Here is an 18,882-nt window from a genome sequence, read left to right as displayed (position 1 = left end):
GAACGTAAGCTATCGTATTCTGGGCATCTGAACCACACTCGGGGCACTGTTCAGTATCGCCCGCGAGTCCATCACTCACTGGAATCACCGAAGTAGTCCTTCGTATCGTCCTCGTTGACCGGCGCGTCCTCGCTATCGATCTCGACGATATCCGCGAAACGGAGCGCGGTCTGAAAGTCCTCGTTGCTTGCGGGCAGCGTGCTTGGATCGCGGCCGTGCCCGTCCGTCTCCGTTTTGATCCAGCCGATGTCTTCCACGAATTCGTAGTAGTGCCGACGGGTTCGGAACTGTGCCATGAAGCAGCGGCCGTCCTCGAGGGCGCGCTTCATGTTCGAGACGTTATTTGGAATGTCTTTCTCTGATTTCACGCTGTCTCACCTCGGTCAGTATCCGACTCTTGTGTGCAGTCAAGGAACGACTTAGGGACGACGAGTGACGCCTTCTCTTGCGTCTCTTTTCGAACGTCCCCGAGTCGGTTTTCGACGTTGTAGTTCTCTGCTTGATACTCCGTAGACCACTCGAACGTCTCTTGATCCGCGTTGTCGGGATCTTCCATCAACATCTCAAACGCAGCCTGTGCGGCCTCGTCGATGGCGTCCGCTTCCGTTTCGATCCACGGCCGTTCCCAGCGGTCAGTTTCTTCGGACACTTTAACGCACCTCGTTTAGACGGTCTTCGGCCATCTCGAGCGCTACGAGGGCCTTCAACACGTCGCCTTTCGCTGTCTTGATCTCCTGCTCTGTGCACGGCATGTCGTGGATCCACGAGGCTGCCGATTCGGACTCATTCTGTGCGACAGACCACAATTCGTCGATCGAGGGCGGGCCTTCGCCCTCGAAGGCCTCTAACTCTGATCGAATCTGGCTTTTCCAGTCGTCGTACTGCTTGGTTTCTTTCTCGTGTCGTGCATCGTCGTTCTCAGTCATGATTCACCTCGAAGTTCCGGGCTATCTCCGAGTCCGTGACAATCTCTGTATCGTTGAACTCTGAGGCAACGTCACGGAGTCGATACAGCACCTCGTCCGTGTCCACATCGATCATCCGATTGGTGATCCGCCACTCCGACGTGTCGAACTTCTCGAGTACGTCGCCGGTCTCATGTTTATGCTGAATGGCATCGGCGGACATATCAGAGATCACCTCCTTCTTCGATCCCTGGAACCTCTCGAACCTCTTGCCAGTCACCGTCACCGAAATTCACAAGCGCGTCTTCGTCGGGGTCGCGTCCGGTGAACTCGTCTTCATCTGGTTCGAAATCGGGCTCAGGGACGTTACCGGCAGGATACGCGTAGTGTCGTTTCACAATCGTCCCGGTACACTCACACTCTCCTTGCTCCATCGCGACAGTCTCTCCTACCTTCTCGAACGGGCCGATCGCCTCGATGATATCAACCCGATGGACCGGCTCCTCGAGTTCGTCTTCGATCTCATCGGCCGCGTCAACGAGCTGCCCGCAGTTCTCGCAGTACTCCGCGTGATAACTGGAGAACTGATTTCCTTCGTCCCCGTGTTTAGCAGGCATGTCAGTATACCTCCTCCCACGTCTGTTTGTCGAGCAGTGACGCGAGCTGCGGAGCGTCATCGTCGTAGATTCGCACTGAATCCGCGACCTCGAGATCTCCGTCATCCTCTTTCACGCCGATCAACTCCCGTCCCGGGAAATAGTTCGTGTTCCGGAGCGCCACTCCGTGGAAACCGCCATCTGGCTCTCGGAGCCACTGGATGTGGCAGTCAGGGGTTCGCAGTTCGAGCGTTTCGTTCGGGTCGTCATCTTCGTCGAGTGCCTCACGGACCAGGCACTCTTGACAGCGGACGATCTTGCCGTGTTCACCGAAGTCCTTGACCGTCTCGAACTCGTGACCGTTCACGCGGTATAGCTTGTCCTCGAGTTGTTCAGTCATTATCGGAGCCCCGCTTTCAAGTCCTCAGTGTTGTCACGCGCCTGTTCTGCCAACTCTTGGGCCTTCTTGATTTCAGCCATAATACCCGAAACGTCCATATCCGTCGTTTGGTCGTTCGCCATGCTAATCTTGTCCATGCTATTCTCCAACCCCTCTATGATCTGTTCCACATCAGGAGCATCCCGGAACTCTGGACTATTGTTCTCTATAACACGGTCAATTACGTCGTTATAGGACTCGTTCTCGTGGATTTTCCGGTCATCCAGTTTCCCCTTTACGTCGTCTTTGACATCTACTGTGGTCATTGTCTTCTACAGTTAATGCAATGAGTTACAACCACTTATAGCTACCTATAACCAGTTACGGACAGCTATAATACCAAAGTGATTTTGGTCGTCTCTATGCGCTTCGGACACGAACGTCTCCCCATCGCAATGAGTCAGTCGGCATGAGACATCGCTCCCTCTAAGGTCGTCTTGGTACTCCGCATTCTGTACTCCGAACACGCAATCACTCGACGAACACCAGCAGGCAGCTCCTCTACTGTGCTGAACTCATCATAATCGCGTTCCACTCCCGGTAACGTTGTGACCGTATGCAAACGGATAGTCTGGTAATCTAACCGCTCAAACGTGAACTCGTGACCATCACCGGGTACCATGAGTTTCGAGTTTCCCGACTCTGTGGTGCCTATGTATTGGAGTTCGTTCATTGAACCGCCTCTTTCCGGTGTTCTTTCTCACAGATTTTGCACTCAAGCACATCCCCCTGATTAACGAAGGGATCATGCCCGCACGGGAGGAATCCATCCTCATCGTCCATCTCCAAGTACGCTTGTACTGCCTGATACACCACTGGTTTCGTCATGTACAGGTTTGCCTTGCTCTTGTATTCTCGACGTTCGACGAGTGTGATTAGACCCTCGTGCCGGAGTTTGCAGATGTTACTCTTGCTCATCCCGATCTGGTTACTCGACCACTCTACGCCCGGCTCGGGAAGCTTCTCAAGATCATGGCGATTGTGCTGTATCCACATCGAAGTCCCCGATGGCAAATCCGAAAATTGGCGCACGGACATCTATATCGCCTCTGGGTCCATCTTGGCCAACTTCGAACTCAGATTCGGCCCGAGTTGCTCTTGCTCTCGTTTCCCCTCACACCGCTTGCAAGGCCGATGATGCGGGATAACGTCCGGATCTTTACGGACCCACTCGATATCTGGATGGATATCATACCCACACTTCGGCTCGTCTGGATTGTCTTCAGACGGCTCGTGATAGACTTGGTCGCCCGTGCACCAGCGGGATTTGACTAATACGTGCATTAGACCGCCTCCGGGTCCATATCGGACAATTTAGTACACAACTGGCGTCCAGGAGTCCCCGTTGGCTCGTGCTCTCCCGAGCACCGCTTGCACTCGTGATGGTTCGGCACTTGCTCGATGTCTTTTACCGTCCACGGCTTTCCATTCTGGTTCACCGTGTTGCACTTCGGCTTCGTTGGGTCGTCCTCTGAAGGGTAGTGATAGTGCTTGTTGTACCGATTTCGGCCTTGTTTAACGATTACCTTCATGGCCCCGTCTCCGAGTTGGTTCCCGATTGTTCAGACCGCTCTACGATCTCGGCATTCGTTGCCTCTGAATCATGATACTCCGCGTCTACAGGGCAAGATACGTCCAGTCCACAGGGGAGTGGATGGTATTCCCCACATGGCTTCTCAGACTCGTCCGTCATTGCAGCACATCCTCGAGTTCGTCCTCATCTATCGTTATCCAGCCGTCCGGATTGTCCCCCTCCGCCACCGTCACGTCCCCGTTGTTTACCAGCGTGACTGTGACCGGCCGATCGGGATATTCCACGCCATCAATGTCGAATAGCGTCCACCCGAGTGCGTTCAACTCGTCCGTCTTCTTAAGAGTCCACTCGTCAGTCGTGCTCATTGGTCGCCCTCCATCATTTCTTCTGCCGACGTAACGCCAGCTCCCGTCGCCATGCTCAGAACCCGACAGGCCGCACGAGTAGACGCGAGTTCGTCGAGATTGTGCTCGGCCCCCTGCATATCCTCTCCCTCAAGATGAGCCGTCCCGACGTTCGACCATTCCTTATCTCCCTTCGTGGCCGTCGCTTTCCATGCAGAGGTTTCAGCATCACCTTCCCACGTCGGATTCAGCGGCTCTGTCTGAACGTCGATCCCATCTTGGCTGGCGAGGTAATAGTACCCCTCTTTCTTGATGTGGATCTGCTTGTCCTGTGTCGTCCCCATATTGACCATGAACGGGTCTGGGACGCCCTTCACCTGCGTGACGAACTGTTCTTCGCTCTCGATGGACCCAGGTTCTACGCGAGTGGGTTTCTTTACCGGCTCGGGTGATTGGTGGTCGCCTTCTGGCTCTTCGATGAGTGACCCGTCTGCACCGTCTACGGCGTATGCTCCTCCACCGTCTGACCGGTAGTTGTCGACGAGTTCCACATCGTCACCTTTCTCCTCGAATAGTTGCTTCGTGTTTTCGGCGTTTGACTTGTCGTCGAAGTCGTTCTCTCGGTCTTCCGTATGGTTGATGAGTGTATAGCGGGCCATTAGTCGTCTACCTCCGTTTCGTAGTCCTTTTCTCGCTCCTCGAGGAGGTCCATCAGCATCGTCCACTCCTCTTTGTCATCCGTCCGCCGTGTGCCGCTCTCCGTGATAATGACGTACTTCCCGGTCCCTGCCTTACTCATTGTCAACCCTCCGAACGTGCGTGACGTTCGTCGACCCGCAGTTATTACACTGGCACTGTTCTCCCTTGTCCAGACGATAGGTCACGTCCGAGTCCCCGATCGTCCCACAGTTGGGACACTCTCCGCTATACTCGACTGCGCTCATTCGCTCTCACCCTTTGCTGTGACTTTGTGCCCCTGTTTGCTGTATTTCTCTGCCGTCTCCGCGTCCGAGATTGACAGCACACGCGACTCCGTCACGATTGTGTAGTTACTCATCGGAATCACCCGGTTGCGTCTCTTTCATCGGGAGTGCCCCCGCTGCCATCATGGTCAGACCGACTGCCACGAGTACCATCTCACTCATCGTCGGACACCTCCGGAGCGTCCGGATTCGGCTCATCGAACCCTGCACGGTAACACGCGAAGCACGCGAGGTCGTGGAACGCCCGAATACACTGACACTCGTCTGGCCTCTCCTCTACCCCACCGTCGAAGTTCTGAAGCGTGGTACTCATCCCTCCACCTCCAGCGCGGTCTTGCACGCGCTTTCAACGACTTGTGACGGGTTCTGTTCCGCGTTCGCCCGCTCTTCCAGCACCGCCTTGTATTCCTGAAACGGGACTTGTGCCGTATCGTTCAGCCAAATTGACTTGGCCTCAGCATCCTCAGTTTCCTGTGCCATACTCACAGCTATAGGCGCTACTCATAATAAAGCTGGCGATTAATCTCTAATAGTGTGCTTTACTAGACTAAAGGCACAGTGTAGATGAGTCTATAGGGTGTGAAATAAGTAGGAGGTAGTCCTGGAACGGAATTAGATCAGGACAGGATGGCTAAACAGACTTTTGCCGTGCTAATTCACCATGGTTACGTCGTGCGGAGCGTGTCGTTGCTTAGTCGTTCACCCTGTACTTCCCGTTCTCTTCGATCAAATCGCCCTCGGAAGTCATCGTCTCTAGGTAGTTCCCTACCTTCGACTCGGGATGTCCGACCGCTCGAGCAATTTCATCTTGGAACAGCTCATCTTCGCCAATAACCTCGAGAATATCCGGCTTCAACTGTGCGAACTCCTCTCGTTTCTGCTGTTTCACCGGCTTACTCCCGTCCGCCTGCGTGATGTTCCCCTCTTCGTCAAGAGCCACCTGTCCGATGTGGAAGTTCATTAGCGACATTGCGCGTTCGACGTCTTGGGTTTCAACTTCGTCCGAGAGTCGAGCCCGTGCCGACGCTTCCGAGAGACGTCGAAGGCCGTCGTTCATACGCGGGCCGATAGACGGGCCCATTGTTTCGTCATCCGAGTCATCGCGAAGATCGGCATAGTACTCCGCGAGTTCTTCCTCCGGTTCACCGTCCGGCCACGAAGGTCGGACGTTTTGGCGCGCATACGCGACGTACTCTCGGAGTAGGTCTGTCTCAATCTCCGGTTCCAGATCATCGCCAGTTGTCTTGAGTTGGTGTCTCGAGATATTCTTGTCCCGCTCTTCGTTAACCGAGTCCGTCAGACCATAAATCAAGTCGAACCGACTGATTAGCGTCGGTCCGAGATTGATCTGTTCGGAAAGCGGGGTGGTCCGATCGTACCGTCCATACTCAGGGTTGGCCGCTGCAAGAACACTACACTGTGCGGGTAGCGTCACGTTCATCCCGGCTTTGTTGATGGGGATTTCTTGGTCCTCGAGTGCCTCGTGCATCGATTTCCGCGCCCCATCGCTCATCTTATCGAACTCGTCGATACACGCATGACCGTTATTCGCCATCACCAGCGCCCCGGCCTTGAGCGACCAACCGCCTGTTAGTTCGGACTGCTCTGCCGTGGCCGTGAGACCGGCCGCTGTTGCACCCTTACCCGACGCTTTCACGCCCTTGGGTGATATCTCGTTAGACGCGCTAAGGTACTGTGACTTACCCGTGCCGGGTTCTCCTACGAGTAAGACATTGATGTCACCTCTCCGGGTAACACCGTTCGGGAGTTCTCGACGAACCCCACCGAACAGTTGCAGGACCGTGCCGAGCTTCAGAGTGTCGCCATAGTCATCGGTAAGGATGTGCGGGGCGAAACTCCGAATCAGGGCTTCGTATAGATCCGGCCGGGATGCTAATTCCTTTATCTCGTCTAACCGAGTCGTTTCCAGGTCGTCGAACGACTCTTGCTCACGTTCGAACCCGTTCGCACGCATATACAGGTCACGGGATGCGTCCGGATTCGTCTCGACCTGCATACTGTCGACGTCCATCTTGAGTTGACCGGAGACTTTGATCCGGTCCCCTGCCTTCACATCACCGGCAAGATCGCCATAGGCTTCCACCTTCAGGTCGCCCGTGGTATCTCCACCACTATCCTCCGGGAGAGGCTTCAGATTGATGAGTTGCTTGTCCCGGATTTCCGACTCGTTCCGAAGGAAGTCGAATCCAGCTTTTCGTTCGCATCCGTCACACTGGTTCGGCGGGCTAATGGTGTCTCCCAGTTTCTCCGCGTAGTTCTTGGTATCACACAGTTTGCACTTGAACACACCCACCCGGATTTCCGGCTTGACCTGCGTGATTTCCTCAGTCTGTGCCGTTACGCTGATATACCGCTCGATGTCTTCCGACCGAAGGGAGTTGACCCGTTTGTTCGGTTCGGCGTTCACGATACGCACCCGTGCCTTTTCCAGATCCACGTCTATCGACACGTCGAACGTCCGAAGGGCTTCATCGAACCCATCAAGGAACGGTTCTGGTTGAACGTGGATGTCGTCGGCCAGGTCCGGATCGTACTGGTAGATGTCCGCATAGTCTACCTCGAGAGACCGCTGCTCGTTGGGGTACTTCTGGGCCAACTCGAGGATGTCCTCCTTGTAGTACCGCCGGAGGAATAGCTGAAGGTCTTCGATATCCTCTTTAGAGAGTTGGACCGTCATTCTTCATCCACCTCGTAACCGAGTTCCTTCAGAAGTTCAGCGGGTTCCATATCGACCTTCTCAGCCTGCGTCTTGACGGCAGGATTGTCCGGCGTAAGGCTTTCCTCAGGGATGTTCTCGAGGTTATCGCGGACTTGTTCTGCTTTCGAAGACTTCTCTTCCCGCTTGGCCTCTAATGCCTTGAGTTCTCGCCGGAGTTCCTCGAGTTCGGCCTCCCTCTTCTCGAGTTCGTTCTCTACAACAGTGATACGCTTTTTCTTCTCATCGATACGTTGATCTATGGCAGAGTTCTTCTCGCCACCGAACTCTCTCCAGAGGGCAGCTTGTACAATTTCCTTGTTGAACCGAGAGTCTGCGTCAACCAGACGCTTGAGTTCGTCCGGGACCTCTGCAACGAGCCGTTCCTCAGACATTGCGACCACCCCACTGACCTAAGAATGTACATTGTACATCAAATGTACATTTGTACATAGTAGTAGTAGTAGTAGTAGTAGTAGAGTAGCTCATTGAGAACCACCCTGACGGTTCTTCTCAACCTCAATATACAGATTAGTACCGTTCTCAATCCACTGTGGAACCATCCCTCCGCCCAATGCTTCCACGTCTGCAACGTCCAGTTGGTTCAATGCGACGAACGAGTTGATGTCATTGTGCGTTAGTTTGAACCATTCGCCGGTCTTTTGGGAGGCACTGTATATCTGATGGAGTTTCTGCTCGACTACAGCAGCGTCGTCTGACTCAAGAGTAGTGACCATTTCCAATTGGTGTGGCGTTCCTGAGTTGAGTCGGACTAAGCGTTGCCTTGGCTCAGCTGCAATGCCGATCTTGTGGTAATCAGCCGGATATTTTAGTCCACTAGCCCCTGTTAGCGGGTAGTGTTCGTGCTCAACCTCATGGTGCCCGATGAGGTATATTAGTTGGCTGTTCTTCTGACGTCCGCGTGTATTCGAGCTCATGGCTGTCTGTCATCACGCGGACAGCGAAGCCACTCTCAGAGGCAAACTTTATGCCTCTCCGGGAAGAAGAAGGGGTTAAGGGACGCCAGGAGTGACCGACACTCCTGACAGGCCCTCCTTCTTGGGCTTGCTACCGCGCTTAGTGAAGACATCATTCGCTGTTCATATAAAGCTTATCGTTATCTATCCAGATTGCTGTGTCTAATCGTGCATATGATCTGAAAGACATACATTAGGCGTGTAATGACAGTCGTGTATGTTTTGGAATCTGCGGCCTAGATGGCCTAATTCTCACGAAAACGTCTAAGAAGGTGTTATTGCGGTCCTACGGGGCATATGAGTATCGAAGAAACACCGGGATTTATTATCCCTTAGCCGTGAGTATGAGGTACGAAGCCACGAACCGGCGTAGCAAAAGACGCCGCCCGGTGCTGATACACCGGACGAGTGGCTCCATGAGGAAGCCAACATGAGTGTACACACGTCCCAGCGACTTGAAAGCACCGATTTAGAAGATACTGGCAGCAATAGCGCGGAAATCGATGAGATATTTGCGCTCCTCTCGAATAGTCGCCGTCGGGCCGCCCTTCGAATCCTAGTTGATCACGGACCGCTGGACTTTGGGGACCTTGTGGATATGGTCGCTGAAATCGAATATGGACGACCTATCGAAGACATCAGCGGGAACGAACGGCACACGATCTACGTGTCGATGCAGCAAACTCACCTCGGCCGTCTTGAGGAAAACGATATCGTCAAGCGAGATCGTGACACTGGCACGGTTGAGTTGGGTCCCAATGCAAATATGATGACTGAGTGGATTAGCAAAATCGATGGAGGAGACTCTATCGGTAGCAAGCTCAAGCGCGCCCTCAAGATATAATTACGATTGATTTGCGTCCTTGCCGTCTTGGAAGCCTTGACGGTACATCTCTTGCATCATAGTTCGGTACTGCTCCATAGATACCATCGGTTCGTCTGGCTCTGGTTCTGACTCGGACAGGTCGCGCGGTTCTAATTCGTCAGCGGGTAGGTAGGGCCGATAATCGTCCTTCGTGATCCTGCCCTTGTAGCGATCGTCGATGTAGGTTTTCACTTTGCCGTGGTCTTTCTTGATCTCTTGGATGGTTCGGGGATCGTTGAGTCCATCATTAAACTGCTTATCGTCATCAATGGCCATGTATCGCTTATAGACCTTCCCAAACATGGATTCGGACCGGTTCTTCCCTTCATGTGCCTTGTGCAAATCTTTGAGTGTGGTGTCTGGGTCCCATTCCTCGTCGATGATCTTTGCAACTTCCTCCTGCGTCTCTGTTGCAAAATTATGATTTGCAATTTTGAGGTGATCTGGAGTTACGTCTTTTGCCATCTCAATCAGGCTATTTGCATGGGGGCCTAATGACTATTTTGTCTTTTAGTTCCGCGAAAGCCAATTGTAGTAGTAAGTAATCGTGCCGTAAAGAGGATGTGTCCTATCTTACAGCATATCAACGTCCCTAAGGCGTTTAAACATGTGTTCTTCGCAGAGTGTCTTTTGTCCCGGCTCCCCTACCGGGTGCTCTACTATCGTGTTACAGTCAGTGCATCTGAGTTCCACCATCTCTAATGATTTTCCATCCCTTTTCATATATGTCCTTGTGATGCGCGGTGAAAGTGAAGCCTTGGGTGACAGTCACTCCCCCCACACCATCTTCCAAACGTATATCTGTGGATAACTGGTTATATACCTTGTGTTGGGTAGTCATCCAATTAGCTGACTGTAGATATCCATTTAGATCCTGCAGTCCCCCAATAGTCATATTCCATGAAATGTTCTGCAAGCTTATGGTACCTCAAAACGGAAACGGGGATATGCATGGACGGGTAGAGTGGATGGTTCCGGCGGACCCGTCTATACTGGAATTTCTGCATAGCGCGCGAGACCCATATGGCGACCCGGCTATTTTGAGTCCATCAACTGTCTCGAAAAACGTCCCATTCGGAGCAGACCATGTCGGGACGAGACTTCGGGAGGATTTGCAAGATAACGGCTTAGTCGAACAGACTGAACGTGGGTATTATAGGTTAACTCCGATGGGGGATCGGCTCATGTCTGGCGAGATTCGTCCCGACGAACTGTCAGACGGATAGTCCTGTTTCATACGCGATATGGGTATAGAGTTCGTCTGGCATAACAGGCGCATTATCAAGATCGATAATCCAGACTTCAGATACATCACCAACGTTGTACTGTTCTCGCTTGCGTTCGGCCACGTCTTCGGATAGGTCATTCTCGAGTTCCACCACGATCGGGCGTCTGTCCTCCAGCCCGAATGCGAGGATGTCTGCATCGCCACTTGGACACTCGACCTCACTTCGGACTCGATACCCCACGTCAATACAGACACTGGCTGCGACGGTTTTTGCCACCCGGTGAGCCGTCGTCTCGCTACCTCCGTTAAATTTCACGCAGTTCTCGACACCATCTATTTCCCAGCCTTGGTGATTGAGGCGCTGGTACTGTCGATAGATTGTCTTAGTCCGCTTGCTCATCAGTCCCCAAATGCCTCCAAGTTGGCTTGGTCAACTCCGGCGAAGGGCGTTACTTCCTCCGGGTCGAAGTTCATCACCAATCGTTCAGTGGCCTCTTTACGCTCATCATGGCCGTTCGTACCCATGCTATACGTGGTCCCCTTCTCAGCAACATAGAACGATTCGGGTGTACTCTCTGGCAAATCCTCGTATGATATGATGACCTTCCCCTCCAACTCGGCCACTCTCTCCATTAATCGTCTGTGCTCAAATTCCCCTCCGTGGGAGTAGAGAGAGTCACCGGGTCCGACATAGGGCGGGTCACAATAGAATAGTGTCTCAGCCCCGTCATAGGTGTCGAACATATCTCCGAAGTCCTTGGACTCAATGACAACGTCCCGAAGACGGTCGGAAAACTCATCGAGGTCTGCGGCCCGGTTCATGTATGCACCTGCTTGGTCTACTTGAGGGTGTTTCGATGTGGCAAACCCACTCTTGCTAGCGTACTTAGTGCTAAATTGGGTTGATCGGAGATAGAAGAACTTACCAGCTCTCTCAATATCATCGTCTGGCCGCTTCCCGTCGTAGAACTCCGTTGCATACTCATCATGTAGTTCCCGACTGAACGGCGTGTTCCTTAACCACTCGCGGAGTTCGTTACCCCTGTCCCGGAGTGTCTTGAAGAAATGGACTATATCACCATCCAAGTCGTTAAGAACCTCAACCCGAGTTTCTGGCTTCGATACTAGTACAGCAGCACTCCCGCTAAAGACTTCGACGTAACAGCCGTGGTCTGGAAAGTGGCTAACAATCCAGTCTGCTAGCTTCGCCTTCCCACCGGGATAGGGGAATACTGACTTCATGGCCCGGTGTTGCTCTCCGTTCCCGCTCCGTGTTGCTCGAGATACTCCTTTGAACCGCGGTACGACGCGACCTCCACTTGGGGTATCAGCGTATGGCTCAATTCCTCTGCTAACTGCTCGTGGTCCACTGGTTCGCCCTCGAAGGCCTTGACGATTTGAACCATTTCGGCGAAGGCTTCGGCTTGGTTTCTGCCGCCCTTGAAATCGTCAAACCAGTCTTTGTCATCCGAGTCAACACTGACGCTACCCATCGATACATCCCTCATGAGCGAGTTCGCCGGTAACTGTGCGCTCTAATCCCCGCCCTGGAATCTGACAAACAAAGCAGATGCCTATTTCCTCTTGGTCATCAACCACACGCATATAGCAACTATACGCACGCATATATGATAAAGATTGTCTTTAGCCAGTTATAGACATGGAAAGCTATAAGTAAAGAGCGGTGAATGAGTCTATACGGCATTAAAGCCGTGATTTAGAATGAGTATGGATGCCAAACTCACTACGAACCCGCTCTCAGACCAGAACACAGGATTTCGCCGTGACATCCTTGTCATGATTGACCGGCTTGGTGGGGAGCCAAGCGGGATGGAAATCCTCGACGCACTGCAAATGACTGGATATCCTGATGCCACTCATGGCAGATTATATCCGAATCTTGATGACTTGGTTGAGGATGGGTTAGTTGAGAAGGGAGAGATTGACCGTCGCACCAATTACTACGTCCTGACACCGAGCGGAGAGCAGGACCTCGACGGATACCGCGAGTTCGTGGGTGAATGAGGATGTGGACGAGTTACAGCGCGGATACCAAGCCTGATACGGAGTGTCGCAACTGTGGGTCGCACATCATCCCACAGACGGCCCGTGTGATCGGTGACGAGTTCAACAACGTGCACGCGTGTCCAGAGTGCACGACCTATCGCGAACTCCCTGGTGGTGACTTCCTGTGACGGACCCGAGAGAACTCGTTGAGGAATGGCGAGATATGGCCGACAAAGAGGGCAGCATCGGAAATCATGGGAGTGCAGTCTCCTATGAAATGTGCGCCGATGAACTCGAGGAAGCGTTAGACGAGACCGAAGAGCGCCGGCCGAACGCACAGACCTACGAGGTGACGGACTGATGGGGGACATTCGAACGACCAAAACCATCGAAGTGGAGGGTGATTACCGGGTCACTGTCGCAGAACACGAAGACGGATACGAAGCGGCAGTTACGGAAGTGCATACTGGGAGTGCAATCACTCAGTCGTTGAATGCAATCGCTGGAAGTGGCGACCCCGAATGGAGTCGGTTTGTTGACGAACCACGGGTAACGGATTCGAAGAAATACGTTGCTGTTGGAAAAGCGATTGAGGAATTCCTAGAGGAGGATGACGATGAGCAGTAGGAGAGTCGCGAAGCTTGACGACGAGTGTCTGACAATCGAACACGAACCCACGTCAGATCCGTACGCACTCCAACTCATCCCCATGGCCTTTGAGTGGGCCAGAGATCACGGCTACCCAATCAACGACGTTGTGAACCGATACTCGGGAATCTCACTCAAAGAAGACGGAGATGATGGGTATCTCGTCATGGAGATTGAAACGCTCGAATATCCCCAAATGGTCGCGGATGTCGCAGTTGACTCATGCACGCTGTGGATCTGCTCGTGTAGGGGCTGGCACTACCATCACAACAAGGGGATGTTCGACAATCTCAACCCTTCTCAGTCTTCGGACTGTCCACACGTGACCAAAGCCAAGCGGAAGGAACGGCAAGCAGTCGACGACGAGAGTCAGACAGATTTCGACGGGGTGCTGGAATGAGCACTACCTACTCCATTTCCAACCGAGAGCGCTGGAAACTGCACTCTGACCACGATACCAGACTGTCCGACCACGTGCTGTTTGATCGGTGGGACGAACGAACTCCCGAAGATAGCGTCTCTCCCGAGGAAGCGTTTGATCGGTTGATCGACGTGAGCACTATCCGGAGTCACGTTGAGGACAACGGAGGACAGACGCCCCACAGTTGCCGGTTCTTCTACGATTTAGACGCTTCAGACCCGTATGGTGTGCTGTTCCTTATTCACCACTACAATGACGGCTGCAACCGCATTTGCAGGACTATCTATACGGTGGACATGATCGACCACGGGCCAACGCGTGCGTATCTCTATGCGCACAGAGGGATGTTCCAATGAGTGACGAGTACGAGACGTATCTGAAAATCAGCGGTGAAGCCTCTAATCATGTTGAAGCGTTTTATCACGAGATAGTCAAACAGTCCAAAGACGGGCAACGGTTCGGAGTCAACATCGACGTAGAACGTGTGGAGCTGCAAGAGGATGCGGACGGATTCAGTAAGGCCAATGAGTAGTGTTAGAGACGACGCTATCAAAGAGCACGGGAAGGAAACCCTTCACGAGCCCCACCAGCGGATTGACTACAATCCGAAGTTTGATGACTACGAGTTCGGAGATCGGGGATTCTGGTGCGATACGTGCCATAGTAAGTGCACTCTCGGACTCGATGCCGAGGAATACGGTCACTATAGCGGGTGTCCTCACAGGGATATAGATCGGACACCGGCGAATAATAAGGGCCAGTTGTAGACACCACGTTTCTGTTGAAAGCTACTCTCCAGTCCAGCCGATATTCCGAGTGTGGCTAAATCCAGCCTCTTTCAATGCCGGTTTGACATCCTGTTCCCACCAGGTTAGCTCTGCATACATCATGTCCTCAGAGTGCCACTCATCGAGCACGTCCCTTTTGGTCACTGGCTGATTGTCACGCACCCACTGGATTATCTCATCATACTCTGTCGAGGGTTGATCTGTGTCCCGTGGCTCGGATTCTTCGAAGTGGTTCAGTCTCCGCTCTAGTTCATCTACCCGATCGGCGAGTTCATCGTAATCTCCCTCAGATTCTTTGGCAGAGTCCTCCATAGTAATCTGCTTGCGATTACGGAGGATGGTCCGCATGTATTCTGTAGGCGAAAGTTCCTGTTCCTCGGCTTCTCGCTCGATTGCCTCTTTCATCGTTGCTGGTAATCGGATGGTCGTAATCTCCATCGTATTCTGCTGTAGCTATCTAACGCAATCGGTAAAAGAATACGTTATTTGCGTCAATTTCTGGCCATCGGTAATAATAACCTTGCTAATATCTTCGTGGGTCAAAAACCCATTCTTTATATACCATGGGCGTGTACGGTAAAACGTCGATGGCAGACAACAACGAATTCAGCCGACGGAGTGTATTGGTGGGAACCGCGACTGGACTGACGGCAGCAGTGGCCGGTTGCTCTGGTTCGAGCGATGACGACTACGAGGAAGGCAACGGTGGAGACAGCGGGAATGGAGGAGACAACGGAGGGGATAACTCCTCAAGCGGAGACGAGGAGACAGCATCAATCACGGAACACGAGATGACGACGACTGAAACCGATTACGGGACGACCGAGTTAGTCGTCGAGGGGACAGTAAAGAACAATACTGACGAGCTGATTGACTACGTTGAAGTTAGTGTGCGTGCGTACAACGATGACGATCAGCAGATAGACACGTATATGGCTAACACGACTGAACTCGGTGGAGGGAAAGAGTGGCCGTTTGAGGTCTCTCTGTACGACGTAGAGGAAAGCGATGTCGCAGATTATGACATCGCTATCGAGGCGAATCAATACTAAGTTCCCGCAGCCCTATTATCGATTATGACTGACGAACTACCAGATAAAGTAGAGACATTGAAAGCAGACGATCGGGGACGTGTGAATCTCGGAATAGAGTTCGCAAATAAGACTGTGAAGGTGTCGGTAATCGAGGTCGAAGACGAGGAGTAGCGACAGACCCGAAAATCGTCTCTAGCTTTCGTGCGGGATCTGGTTGTGCAGTGTAGCACTTGTTTGAACCACAAGTTACCCAAGCCGACCAATAAAAAAGTCAATTGGTCAGTCCCAACCAAATGGGACATCTCCGCCGTGGTCCTTGAGGTACTCTACCCCATCCGGGAGTGACGTGAGCGTGATTGCATCACGTTGCCCGCCGTAGGCTTGGACTGGTGGCGGATTGCGGATTAGGTCGCGAATCGCGTCCTCCGCGTCACCTTCCGCGTGAGTCGGTATCGCTGCATTGCTTTTCACTTGGTCCACAGTCATGTTGTGTCCACCTGTCACGTCGTTCCGAACGAGGTAGTACACTACCTTGTTTTTGAGTTCTTGCTCGTCTATATTTCTCACCTCCATACTATTCCTACACACTAGTGTGTTATAAGTGTGTTGTTTCTGTGCAACGCCAATGCGCTACTTCAGGCATGTGGTGGGGTAAGACTGCAAAGACTTATGGCACTGGAACGTTATAGGACAAGTATGGCGACAAAGAGCAAAACCATGGATGACGAGCCCGAGGGACAGGTTGTTCTCGGACTGCTTGGCGACCACCCAAAGACCAAGATGCTCTTGGCCCTCCTCACCAACCCTGACAGAGACTACAATCTCTCCGATATTGCCCGTATGGCGGATGCCGATCGATCAACTATCCACCGTCACATCGATGACCTGCTTGAGTATGGCGTCATCAAAAAGACGAGAAAGGCTGGTAACGCTTGGATGTACCAGATTGACAAAGACAATGGAGCAGCAGAGGCATTCGCGAACTTTGAGTGGGAAGCTATCAAGGCCCTCGGAGAAAGCCGAGACGGTGACGAGTGACTATGAGTAACAAGAACCCACTCCGACAGACAGGGGGGTTTGATTTGAAGTGTGCGAAGTGTCGGACCGGTCTTGACTTGGAGGCAGAAGCGCAAGAAGAAGCTGAACACGCGAAGGATGTGTTCAGCGATACCCCATGTGCAAAGTGCGGAAATGAACAGTTCGCAGTCGTGGATCACTTAGCATAAAGTAAGAATCCCAGAACAATGACTGAACAAGTACACCACGACCGGAAAGCAACGACTGCCGCAGATACATGGGACGAAGAACCCATGAGCGAAGAAACCGCTTTGGAACTACTCGAGAAACTTCAAAGTCGGGAATACAGTGCACGACTCGTCGTTGAAGCAAAGCATGAGGATTCGGCCGTCATAAAGACGGTTGATAACCAAGAAGATGCTGAGACGACGTTAGCGAATATCCGTGTTGATGAGGAATACAACGATGAGTGAACACGATACAGACGGTACTGAGCGTATCCCGTACGGCGAAGAAACACGAAACGAACTCCCAGACGGTACGGCGTTGTACATCCCACGCGACTCGGAGAAATGCCATGACTGTCAGGTTGAACGTGGCGAACTGCACGAAAAGGGATGTGACGTTGAGCAGTGTCCTGAGTGCCGAACTCAGTTGATTAGTTGTGACCACGCCGAACTATACCTACAGACGGCTACTGAGTAGTGATGCCTCTGTTTGCATATATGCAGTGTTCTAACCCACTCGGCAAAAAAGACCGCCGGGTGAGTGACTAGTCGCTAGGATAGCCGATCGGTCGCGGGTCCTCAAGACGGGAACGGACAAAATCGTTCGCCGACTCAAACACCATATCTGTCTCCGCTAAGTGCTCCTCTGGATGGTGCTCTGGCGTCGGCTCCGAATGGGCCATGATCTCGGTCCCACCCTCCACTTCGAACAGTCGAACGTGCACCTGTCTATTCGGGAGATCTTGGCCGCTGTCGTAGATGTACTGACGTAGATTCCCGTCCTCGCCACCGTACTTGTAGCTCAGAGGCCATTCAGGGACGAATCCCTGCCGTGCAAGCGTCTTGCGAATCTCATCCACTGACTTATCGACCACAAACGAGGGATGGTCTGGCTTGTCGACGGTAAAATAGCTTTTCCGAATCCATCGGAACAACTCGCGTTTAGCCGCCCACGGGAGCTTCCTGTACGGGATGTTGCCTGTCTTCTGAAATCGCCTGCCGGTCTCTGTGAGTCCGACGATGAACGTCAAGAGAATACCGATTAGTTCGGGATCGATGCCACGAGCGAGGGTTACGAGTTCGTTTATCATTCGTCGTCGTTGTCCTGCATTGTGACTGTGATTCCAGAGGATGACACTTCGACAGAGGCGACTGCGATAACATCTGCCAATAGAACGATGTTGACGGCTGCGATGGAGCCAATAGCGAACGTCGGGCTCCCGTCAAGCGAATATGCAAGAGCACCAATCAGAAGGGAGATGAAAGTAGACTGGAGGAGTCGGAGCCTAACCGCGGTCATGCCTGGCCATTTGTCTTGTAGATTCCGGTCGAGACACCGGAGATAGTCGCCTTGAGAGTCCGGCACATCGATTTCGCAGACTTGAGTGAGTAGGCTCACGGACATCCCCTAGAGTTATACTGTGGTCTGGAAACGGTACTAGCGCCGTTGCTGAACCTGTCCAAAAGTTCCAGCAATGGCCGTCGCTGGGGCTCTCGCCCCGGTGTTTCGTAGTGTGCATTCATGGCTTGGATACGAGTTAGCTACTTCCCTACCTCCCATCAATTTTCTATCGCATTATCCAGTGTATCACCTAACCAACCCCACTAGGTGGGGGTATCCCCATTTGGATAACTGGCGACTGAGGGTTCCTACGGGTCATATCCAGTACTCCACATTACGACGATAATGTGCTGTACACTCACATCTCCGGAACGCTCTCGTCAGCCCACACCGAGAAATTGCGAGCGTAGAGCTTGTTATCACTCGGCGAGCCCCACGAACCACCGAAGTAATAGTGCCAGCGCCAACAGCGGACACCCTGGTGTGCGTGGTCCTTGTCTCGGAACAGATAGCCCTCTCTGTCGAACGCCTTCACTCCGTTCACCCACCCGATGAGACGCCCATCCGCTACCCCTGGTGTATTGAGTTCAATACGATAGTCGATCGTCGTCCACTCGCCCTTACTCCCTCCCGCCTGCCAGCGGTCAACGTAACCGTATTGATGCACATCAGGATCTACCGTCCCATCATAGACCTGGCTCGTGAACGGAACCTCAGCACCATCTGAACCGTCGTAAGTGCCGCCCTGACAAGGTGTGTTCATCCGGCAGGACCAGGCGGCACCCTGGTTGTGATGTCCGCCAGAAGCGCC

At 52.8% G+C, this 18,882-nt stretch carries 36 protein-coding genes; 11 read left to right on the top strand and 25 right to left on the bottom strand.

The features are described from left to right. Nucleotides 1-71: 71 nt before the first annotated feature. From C484_RS10180 to C484_RS22290, 16 genes are all read right to left on the bottom strand, one after another. Nucleotides 72-368, bottom strand: coding sequence for a hypothetical protein (locus tag C484_RS10180; RefSeq protein WP_006825858.1), 297 nt, complete (start codon nt 366-368; stop codon nt 72-74). Then, nucleotides 365-649 (bottom strand): hypothetical protein, encoded by a 285-nt coding sequence (locus C484_RS10175; RefSeq protein WP_006825857.1) that lies wholly within the window; start codon nt 647-649, stop codon nt 365-367. The genes C484_RS10180 and C484_RS10175 overlap by 4 nt, the downstream gene beginning before the upstream one ends. Before the next feature lies 1 nt (nt 650). After that, the gene (locus C484_RS10170) at nt 651-926 is read right to left on the bottom strand and encodes a hypothetical protein (RefSeq protein ID WP_006825856.1); all 276 of its coding nucleotides are present in this window, start codon (nt 924-926) and stop codon (nt 651-653) included. Next, nucleotides 919-1,128: a hypothetical protein gene (locus C484_RS10165; protein WP_006825855.1), complete on the bottom strand. Its 210-nt coding sequence runs from the start codon at nt 1,126-1,128 to the stop codon at nt 919-921. The genes C484_RS10170 and C484_RS10165 overlap by 8 nt, the downstream gene beginning before the upstream one ends. A gap of 1 nt (nt 1,129) precedes the next feature. Beyond that, the gene (locus C484_RS10160; protein WP_006825854.1) at nt 1,130-1,522 is read right to left on the bottom strand and encodes a hypothetical protein; all 393 of its coding nucleotides are present in this window, start codon (nt 1,520-1,522) and stop codon (nt 1,130-1,132) included. Nucleotide 1,523: 1 nt separating this feature from the next. Then, nucleotides 1,524-1,901, bottom strand: coding sequence for a hypothetical protein (locus C484_RS10155; protein ID WP_006825853.1), 378 nt, complete (start codon nt 1,899-1,901; stop codon nt 1,524-1,526). Further along, nucleotides 1,901-2,206, bottom strand: coding sequence for an antitoxin VapB family protein (locus tag C484_RS10150; RefSeq protein ID WP_006825852.1), 306 nt, complete (start codon nt 2,204-2,206; stop codon nt 1,901-1,903). Before C484_RS10150 ends, C484_RS10155 begins: the two co-directional genes overlap by 1 nt. Before the next feature lie 403 nt (nt 2,207-2,609). Continuing rightward, nucleotides 2,610-2,936 carry a hypothetical protein gene (locus C484_RS10140; RefSeq protein WP_006825850.1) on the bottom strand — a complete coding sequence of 109 codons (327 nt, stop codon included), beginning with the start codon at nt 2,934-2,936 and terminating at the stop codon, nt 2,610-2,612. 693 nt (nt 2,937-3,629) lie between these two features. Next, a complete protein-coding gene (locus C484_RS10135; protein WP_006825849.1) occupies nt 3,630-3,839 on the bottom strand; it encodes a hypothetical protein in 210 nt (69 codons plus the stop codon). After that, a complete protein-coding gene (locus C484_RS10130; protein WP_006825848.1) occupies nt 3,836-4,477 on the bottom strand; it encodes a hypothetical protein in 642 nt (213 codons plus the stop codon). Before C484_RS10130 ends, C484_RS10135 begins: the two co-directional genes overlap by 4 nt. Further along, nucleotides 4,477-4,617, bottom strand: coding sequence for a hypothetical protein (locus tag C484_RS23430; RefSeq protein ID WP_160164237.1), 141 nt, complete (start codon nt 4,615-4,617; stop codon nt 4,477-4,479). The genes C484_RS10130 and C484_RS23430 overlap by 1 nt, the downstream gene beginning before the upstream one ends. A 338-nt stretch (nt 4,618-4,955) precedes the next feature. Beyond that, nucleotides 4,956-5,114, bottom strand: a complete 159-nt coding sequence (locus C484_RS23425; RefSeq protein WP_160164236.1) for a hypothetical protein — start codon at nt 5,112-5,114, stop codon at nt 4,956-4,958. After that, a complete protein-coding gene (locus tag C484_RS23420; protein WP_160164235.1) occupies nt 5,111-5,281 on the bottom strand; it encodes a hypothetical protein in 171 nt (56 codons plus the stop codon). The genes C484_RS23425 and C484_RS23420 overlap by 4 nt, the downstream gene beginning before the upstream one ends. Nucleotides 5,282-5,492: 211 nt before the next feature. Further along, a complete protein-coding gene (locus tag C484_RS10125) occupies nt 5,493-7,499 on the bottom strand; it encodes an ATP-binding protein (RefSeq protein ID WP_006825847.1) in 2,007 nt (668 codons plus the stop codon). Further along, nucleotides 7,496-7,912: a hypothetical protein gene (locus tag C484_RS10120; protein ID WP_006825846.1), complete on the bottom strand. Its 417-nt coding sequence runs from the start codon at nt 7,910-7,912 to the stop codon at nt 7,496-7,498. Before C484_RS10120 ends, C484_RS10125 begins: the two co-directional genes overlap by 4 nt. Before the next feature lie 90 nt (nt 7,913-8,002). Continuing rightward, complete coding sequence (locus C484_RS22290; protein ID WP_083867325.1) at nt 8,003-8,455, bottom strand: GIY-YIG nuclease family protein; 453 nt, start codon at nt 8,453-8,455, stop codon at nt 8,003-8,005. A gap of 469 nt (nt 8,456-8,924) precedes the next feature. On the opposite strand from C484_RS22290, the gene C484_RS10110 reads away from it, so the two are divergent. Further along, nucleotides 8,925-9,338: a DUF7344 domain-containing protein gene (locus C484_RS10110; RefSeq protein ID WP_006825844.1), complete on the top strand. Its 414-nt coding sequence runs from the start codon at nt 8,925-8,927 to the stop codon at nt 9,336-9,338. Here C484_RS10110 and C484_RS10105 read toward each other — a convergent pair whose 3' ends face one another. From C484_RS10105 to C484_RS10090, 4 genes are all read right to left on the bottom strand, one after another. Further along, nucleotides 9,339-9,824, bottom strand: coding sequence for a hypothetical protein (locus C484_RS10105; protein ID WP_006825843.1), 486 nt, complete (start codon nt 9,822-9,824; stop codon nt 9,339-9,341). It abuts the gene before it with no gap. A 749-nt stretch (nt 9,825-10,573) separates the two neighbouring features. Next, nucleotides 10,574-10,987 (bottom strand): hypothetical protein, encoded by a 414-nt coding sequence (locus tag C484_RS10100; protein WP_006825841.1) that lies wholly within the window; start codon nt 10,985-10,987, stop codon nt 10,574-10,576. Next, nucleotides 10,987-11,829 carry a DNA adenine methylase gene (locus tag C484_RS10095; RefSeq protein ID WP_006825840.1) on the bottom strand — a complete coding sequence of 281 codons (843 nt, stop codon included), beginning with the start codon at nt 11,827-11,829 and terminating at the stop codon, nt 10,987-10,989. Before C484_RS10095 ends, C484_RS10100 begins: the two co-directional genes overlap by 1 nt. Next, complete coding sequence (locus C484_RS10090; RefSeq protein WP_152422690.1) at nt 11,826-12,080, bottom strand: hypothetical protein; 255 nt, start codon at nt 12,078-12,080, stop codon at nt 11,826-11,828. The genes C484_RS10095 and C484_RS10090 overlap by 4 nt, the downstream gene beginning before the upstream one ends. Nucleotides 12,081-12,309: 229 nt before the next feature. Here C484_RS10090 and C484_RS10085 point away from each other — a divergent pair, with 229 nt between their 5' ends. The 6 genes from C484_RS10085 to C484_RS10065 all read left to right on the top strand — a co-directional run bounded on the left by C484_RS10085 (nt 12,310) and on the right by C484_RS10065 (nt 14,195). Next, complete coding sequence (locus C484_RS10085; protein WP_006825838.1) at nt 12,310-12,612, top strand: helix-turn-helix transcriptional regulator; 303 nt, start codon at nt 12,310-12,312, stop codon at nt 12,610-12,612. Next, on the top strand, nt 12,609-12,782 hold the full coding sequence (locus C484_RS25155) for a DUF7563 family protein (protein ID WP_449289170.1): 174 nt from the start codon (nt 12,609-12,611) through the stop codon (nt 12,780-12,782). Before C484_RS10085 ends, C484_RS25155 begins: the two co-directional genes overlap by 4 nt. Next, nucleotides 12,779-12,955, top strand: coding sequence for a hypothetical protein (locus C484_RS23415; RefSeq protein ID WP_160164234.1), 177 nt, complete (start codon nt 12,779-12,781; stop codon nt 12,953-12,955). The genes C484_RS25155 and C484_RS23415 overlap by 4 nt, the downstream gene beginning before the upstream one ends. After that, nucleotides 12,955-13,221 (top strand): hypothetical protein, encoded by a 267-nt coding sequence (locus tag C484_RS10080; protein WP_006825836.1) that lies wholly within the window; start codon nt 12,955-12,957, stop codon nt 13,219-13,221. The genes C484_RS23415 and C484_RS10080 overlap by 1 nt, the downstream gene beginning before the upstream one ends. Beyond that, complete coding sequence (locus C484_RS10075; protein ID WP_006825835.1) at nt 13,205-13,642, top strand: hypothetical protein; 438 nt, start codon at nt 13,205-13,207, stop codon at nt 13,640-13,642. Before C484_RS10080 ends, C484_RS10075 begins: the two co-directional genes overlap by 17 nt. Nucleotides 13,643-14,015: 373 nt before the next feature. Further along, nucleotides 14,016-14,195, top strand: a complete 180-nt coding sequence (locus C484_RS10065; RefSeq protein WP_049915282.1) for a hypothetical protein — start codon at nt 14,016-14,018, stop codon at nt 14,193-14,195. A gap of 256 nt (nt 14,196-14,451) precedes the next feature. Here C484_RS10065 and C484_RS10060 read toward each other — a convergent pair whose 3' ends face one another. Then, the gene (locus C484_RS10060; protein ID WP_006825832.1) at nt 14,452-14,856 is read right to left on the bottom strand and encodes a hypothetical protein; all 405 of its coding nucleotides are present in this window, start codon (nt 14,854-14,856) and stop codon (nt 14,452-14,454) included. A gap of 182 nt (nt 14,857-15,038) precedes the next feature. On the opposite strand from C484_RS10060, the gene C484_RS10055 reads away from it, so the two are divergent. Together C484_RS10055 and C484_RS24625 are read left to right on the top strand one after the other, a co-directional pair. After that, on the top strand, nt 15,039-15,503 hold the full coding sequence (locus C484_RS10055) for an FxLYD domain-containing protein (protein ID WP_049915277.1): 465 nt from the start codon (nt 15,039-15,041) through the stop codon (nt 15,501-15,503). A 24-nt stretch (nt 15,504-15,527) separates the two neighbouring features. Beyond that, nucleotides 15,528-15,656: a hypothetical protein gene (locus C484_RS24625; RefSeq protein ID WP_275040122.1), complete on the top strand. Its 129-nt coding sequence runs from the start codon at nt 15,528-15,530 to the stop codon at nt 15,654-15,656. 108 nt (nt 15,657-15,764) lie between these two features. Here the strand turns inward: C484_RS24625 and C484_RS10050 are convergent, their stop codons facing one another. Further along, nucleotides 15,765-16,058 (bottom strand): hypothetical protein, encoded by a 294-nt coding sequence (locus C484_RS10050; RefSeq protein WP_006825830.1) that lies wholly within the window; start codon nt 16,056-16,058, stop codon nt 15,765-15,767. Nucleotides 16,059-16,181: 123 nt separating this feature from the next. Between C484_RS10050 and C484_RS10045 the strand changes: the two genes are divergently transcribed. Together C484_RS10045 and C484_RS10040 are read left to right on the top strand one after the other, a co-directional pair. Next, nucleotides 16,182-16,523 carry a winged helix-turn-helix domain-containing protein gene (locus C484_RS10045; RefSeq protein ID WP_006825829.1) on the top strand — a complete coding sequence of 114 codons (342 nt, stop codon included), beginning with the start codon at nt 16,182-16,184 and terminating at the stop codon, nt 16,521-16,523. A 206-nt stretch (nt 16,524-16,729) separates the two neighbouring features. Further along, complete coding sequence (locus C484_RS10040) at nt 16,730-16,975, top strand: hypothetical protein (RefSeq protein WP_006825828.1); 246 nt, start codon at nt 16,730-16,732, stop codon at nt 16,973-16,975. 299 nt (nt 16,976-17,274) lie between these two features. Here the strand turns inward: C484_RS10040 and C484_RS10035 are convergent, their stop codons facing one another. The 3 genes from C484_RS10035 to C484_RS10025 all read right to left on the bottom strand — a co-directional run. Then, nucleotides 17,275-17,820: a hypothetical protein gene (locus C484_RS10035; protein ID WP_006825827.1), complete on the bottom strand. Its 546-nt coding sequence runs from the start codon at nt 17,818-17,820 to the stop codon at nt 17,275-17,277. Then, entirely contained in the window at nt 17,817-18,128 is a 312-nt protein-coding gene (locus C484_RS10030) for a hypothetical protein (protein WP_152422688.1), read from the bottom strand. The genes C484_RS10035 and C484_RS10030 overlap by 4 nt, the downstream gene beginning before the upstream one ends. Nucleotides 18,129-18,429: 301 nt before the next feature. Continuing rightward, a partial coding sequence (locus C484_RS10025) for a polysaccharide lyase (protein ID WP_006825824.1) occupies nt 18,430-18,882 on the bottom strand: 453 nt, incomplete at its 5' end.

The organism is Natrialba taiwanensis DSM 12281 (genome assembly GCF_000337595.1).
Classification (GTDB): Archaea; Halobacteriota; Halobacteria; order Halobacteriales; family Natrialbaceae; genus Natrialba; species Natrialba taiwanensis.
This window is presented reverse-complemented; position numbering and strand designations above follow the sequence as displayed.

Coding starts and splice junctions, on each gene's coding strand:
- C484_RS10170 (WP_006825856.1), bottom strand. CDS start 926: ATGACTGAGAACGACGATGCACGACACGAGAAAGAAACCAAGCAGTAC.
- C484_RS10165 (WP_006825855.1), bottom strand. CDS start 1,128: ATGTCCGCCGATGCCATTCAGCATAAACATGAGACCGGCGACGTACTC.
- C484_RS10160 (WP_006825854.1), bottom strand. CDS start 1,522: ATGCCTGCTAAACACGGGGACGAAGGAAATCAGTTCTCCAGTTATCAC.
- C484_RS10155 (WP_006825853.1), bottom strand. CDS start 1,901: ATGACTGAACAACTCGAGGACAAGCTATACCGCGTGAACGGTCACGAG.
- C484_RS10150 (WP_006825852.1), bottom strand. CDS start 2,206: ATGACCACAGTAGATGTCAAAGACGACGTAAAGGGGAAACTGGATGAC.
- C484_RS10140 (WP_006825850.1), bottom strand. CDS start 2,936: ATGTGGATACAGCACAATCGCCATGATCTTGAGAAGCTTCCCGAGCCG.
- C484_RS10135 (WP_006825849.1), bottom strand. CDS start 3,839: ATGAGCACGACTGACGAGTGGACTCTTAAGAAGACGGACGAGTTGAAC.
- C484_RS10130 (WP_006825848.1), bottom strand. CDS start 4,477: ATGGCCCGCTATACACTCATCAACCATACGGAAGACCGAGAGAACGAC.
- C484_RS23430 (WP_160164237.1), bottom strand. CDS start 4,617: ATGAGTAAGGCAGGGACCGGGAAGTACGTCATTATCACGGAGAGCGGC.
- C484_RS23425 (WP_160164236.1), bottom strand. CDS start 5,114: ATGAGTACCACGCTTCAGAACTTCGACGGTGGGGTAGAGGAGAGGCCA.
- C484_RS23420 (WP_160164235.1), bottom strand. CDS start 5,281: ATGGCACAGGAAACTGAGGATGCTGAGGCCAAGTCAATTTGGCTGAAC.
- C484_RS10125 (WP_006825847.1), bottom strand. CDS start 7,499: ATGACGGTCCAACTCTCTAAAGAGGATATCGAAGACCTTCAGCTATTC.
- C484_RS10120 (WP_006825846.1), bottom strand. CDS start 7,912: ATGTCTGAGGAACGGCTCGTTGCAGAGGTCCCGGACGAACTCAAGCGT.
- C484_RS22290 (WP_083867325.1), bottom strand. CDS start 8,455: ATGAGCTCGAATACACGCGGACGTCAGAAGAACAGCCAACTAATATAC.
- C484_RS10110 (WP_006825844.1), top strand. CDS start 8,925: ATGAGTGTACACACGTCCCAGCGACTTGAAAGCACCGATTTAGAAGAT.
- C484_RS10105 (WP_006825843.1), bottom strand. CDS start 9,824: ATGGCAAAAGACGTAACTCCAGATCACCTCAAAATTGCAAATCATAAT.
- C484_RS10100 (WP_006825841.1), bottom strand. CDS start 10,987: ATGAGCAAGCGGACTAAGACAATCTATCGACAGTACCAGCGCCTCAAT.
- C484_RS10095 (WP_006825840.1), bottom strand. CDS start 11,829: ATGAAGTCAGTATTCCCCTATCCCGGTGGGAAGGCGAAGCTAGCAGAC.
- C484_RS10090 (WP_152422690.1), bottom strand. CDS start 12,080: ATGGGTAGCGTCAGTGTTGACTCGGATGACAAAGACTGGTTTGACGAT.
- C484_RS10085 (WP_006825838.1), top strand. CDS start 12,310: ATGAGTATGGATGCCAAACTCACTACGAACCCGCTCTCAGACCAGAAC.
- C484_RS25155 (WP_449289170.1), top strand. CDS start 12,609: ATGAGGATGTGGACGAGTTACAGCGCGGATACCAAGCCTGATACGGAG.
- C484_RS10080 (WP_006825836.1), top strand. CDS start 12,955: ATGGGGGACATTCGAACGACCAAAACCATCGAAGTGGAGGGTGATTAC.
- C484_RS10075 (WP_006825835.1), top strand. CDS start 13,205: ATGACGATGAGCAGTAGGAGAGTCGCGAAGCTTGACGACGAGTGTCTG.
- C484_RS10065 (WP_049915282.1), top strand. CDS start 14,016: ATGAGTGACGAGTACGAGACGTATCTGAAAATCAGCGGTGAAGCCTCT.
- C484_RS10060 (WP_006825832.1), bottom strand. CDS start 14,856: ATGAAAGAGGCAATCGAGCGAGAAGCCGAGGAACAGGAACTTTCGCCT.
- C484_RS10055 (WP_049915277.1), top strand. CDS start 15,039: ATGGCAGACAACAACGAATTCAGCCGACGGAGTGTATTGGTGGGAACC.
- C484_RS24625 (WP_275040122.1), top strand. CDS start 15,528: ATGACTGACGAACTACCAGATAAAGTAGAGACATTGAAAGCAGACGAT.
- C484_RS10050 (WP_006825830.1), bottom strand. CDS start 16,058: ATGGAGGTGAGAAATATAGACGAGCAAGAACTCAAAAACAAGGTAGTG.
- C484_RS10045 (WP_006825829.1), top strand. CDS start 16,182: ATGGCGACAAAGAGCAAAACCATGGATGACGAGCCCGAGGGACAGGTT.
- C484_RS10040 (WP_006825828.1), top strand. CDS start 16,730: ATGACTGAACAAGTACACCACGACCGGAAAGCAACGACTGCCGCAGAT.
- C484_RS10035 (WP_006825827.1), bottom strand. CDS start 17,820: ATGATAAACGAACTCGTAACCCTCGCTCGTGGCATCGATCCCGAACTA.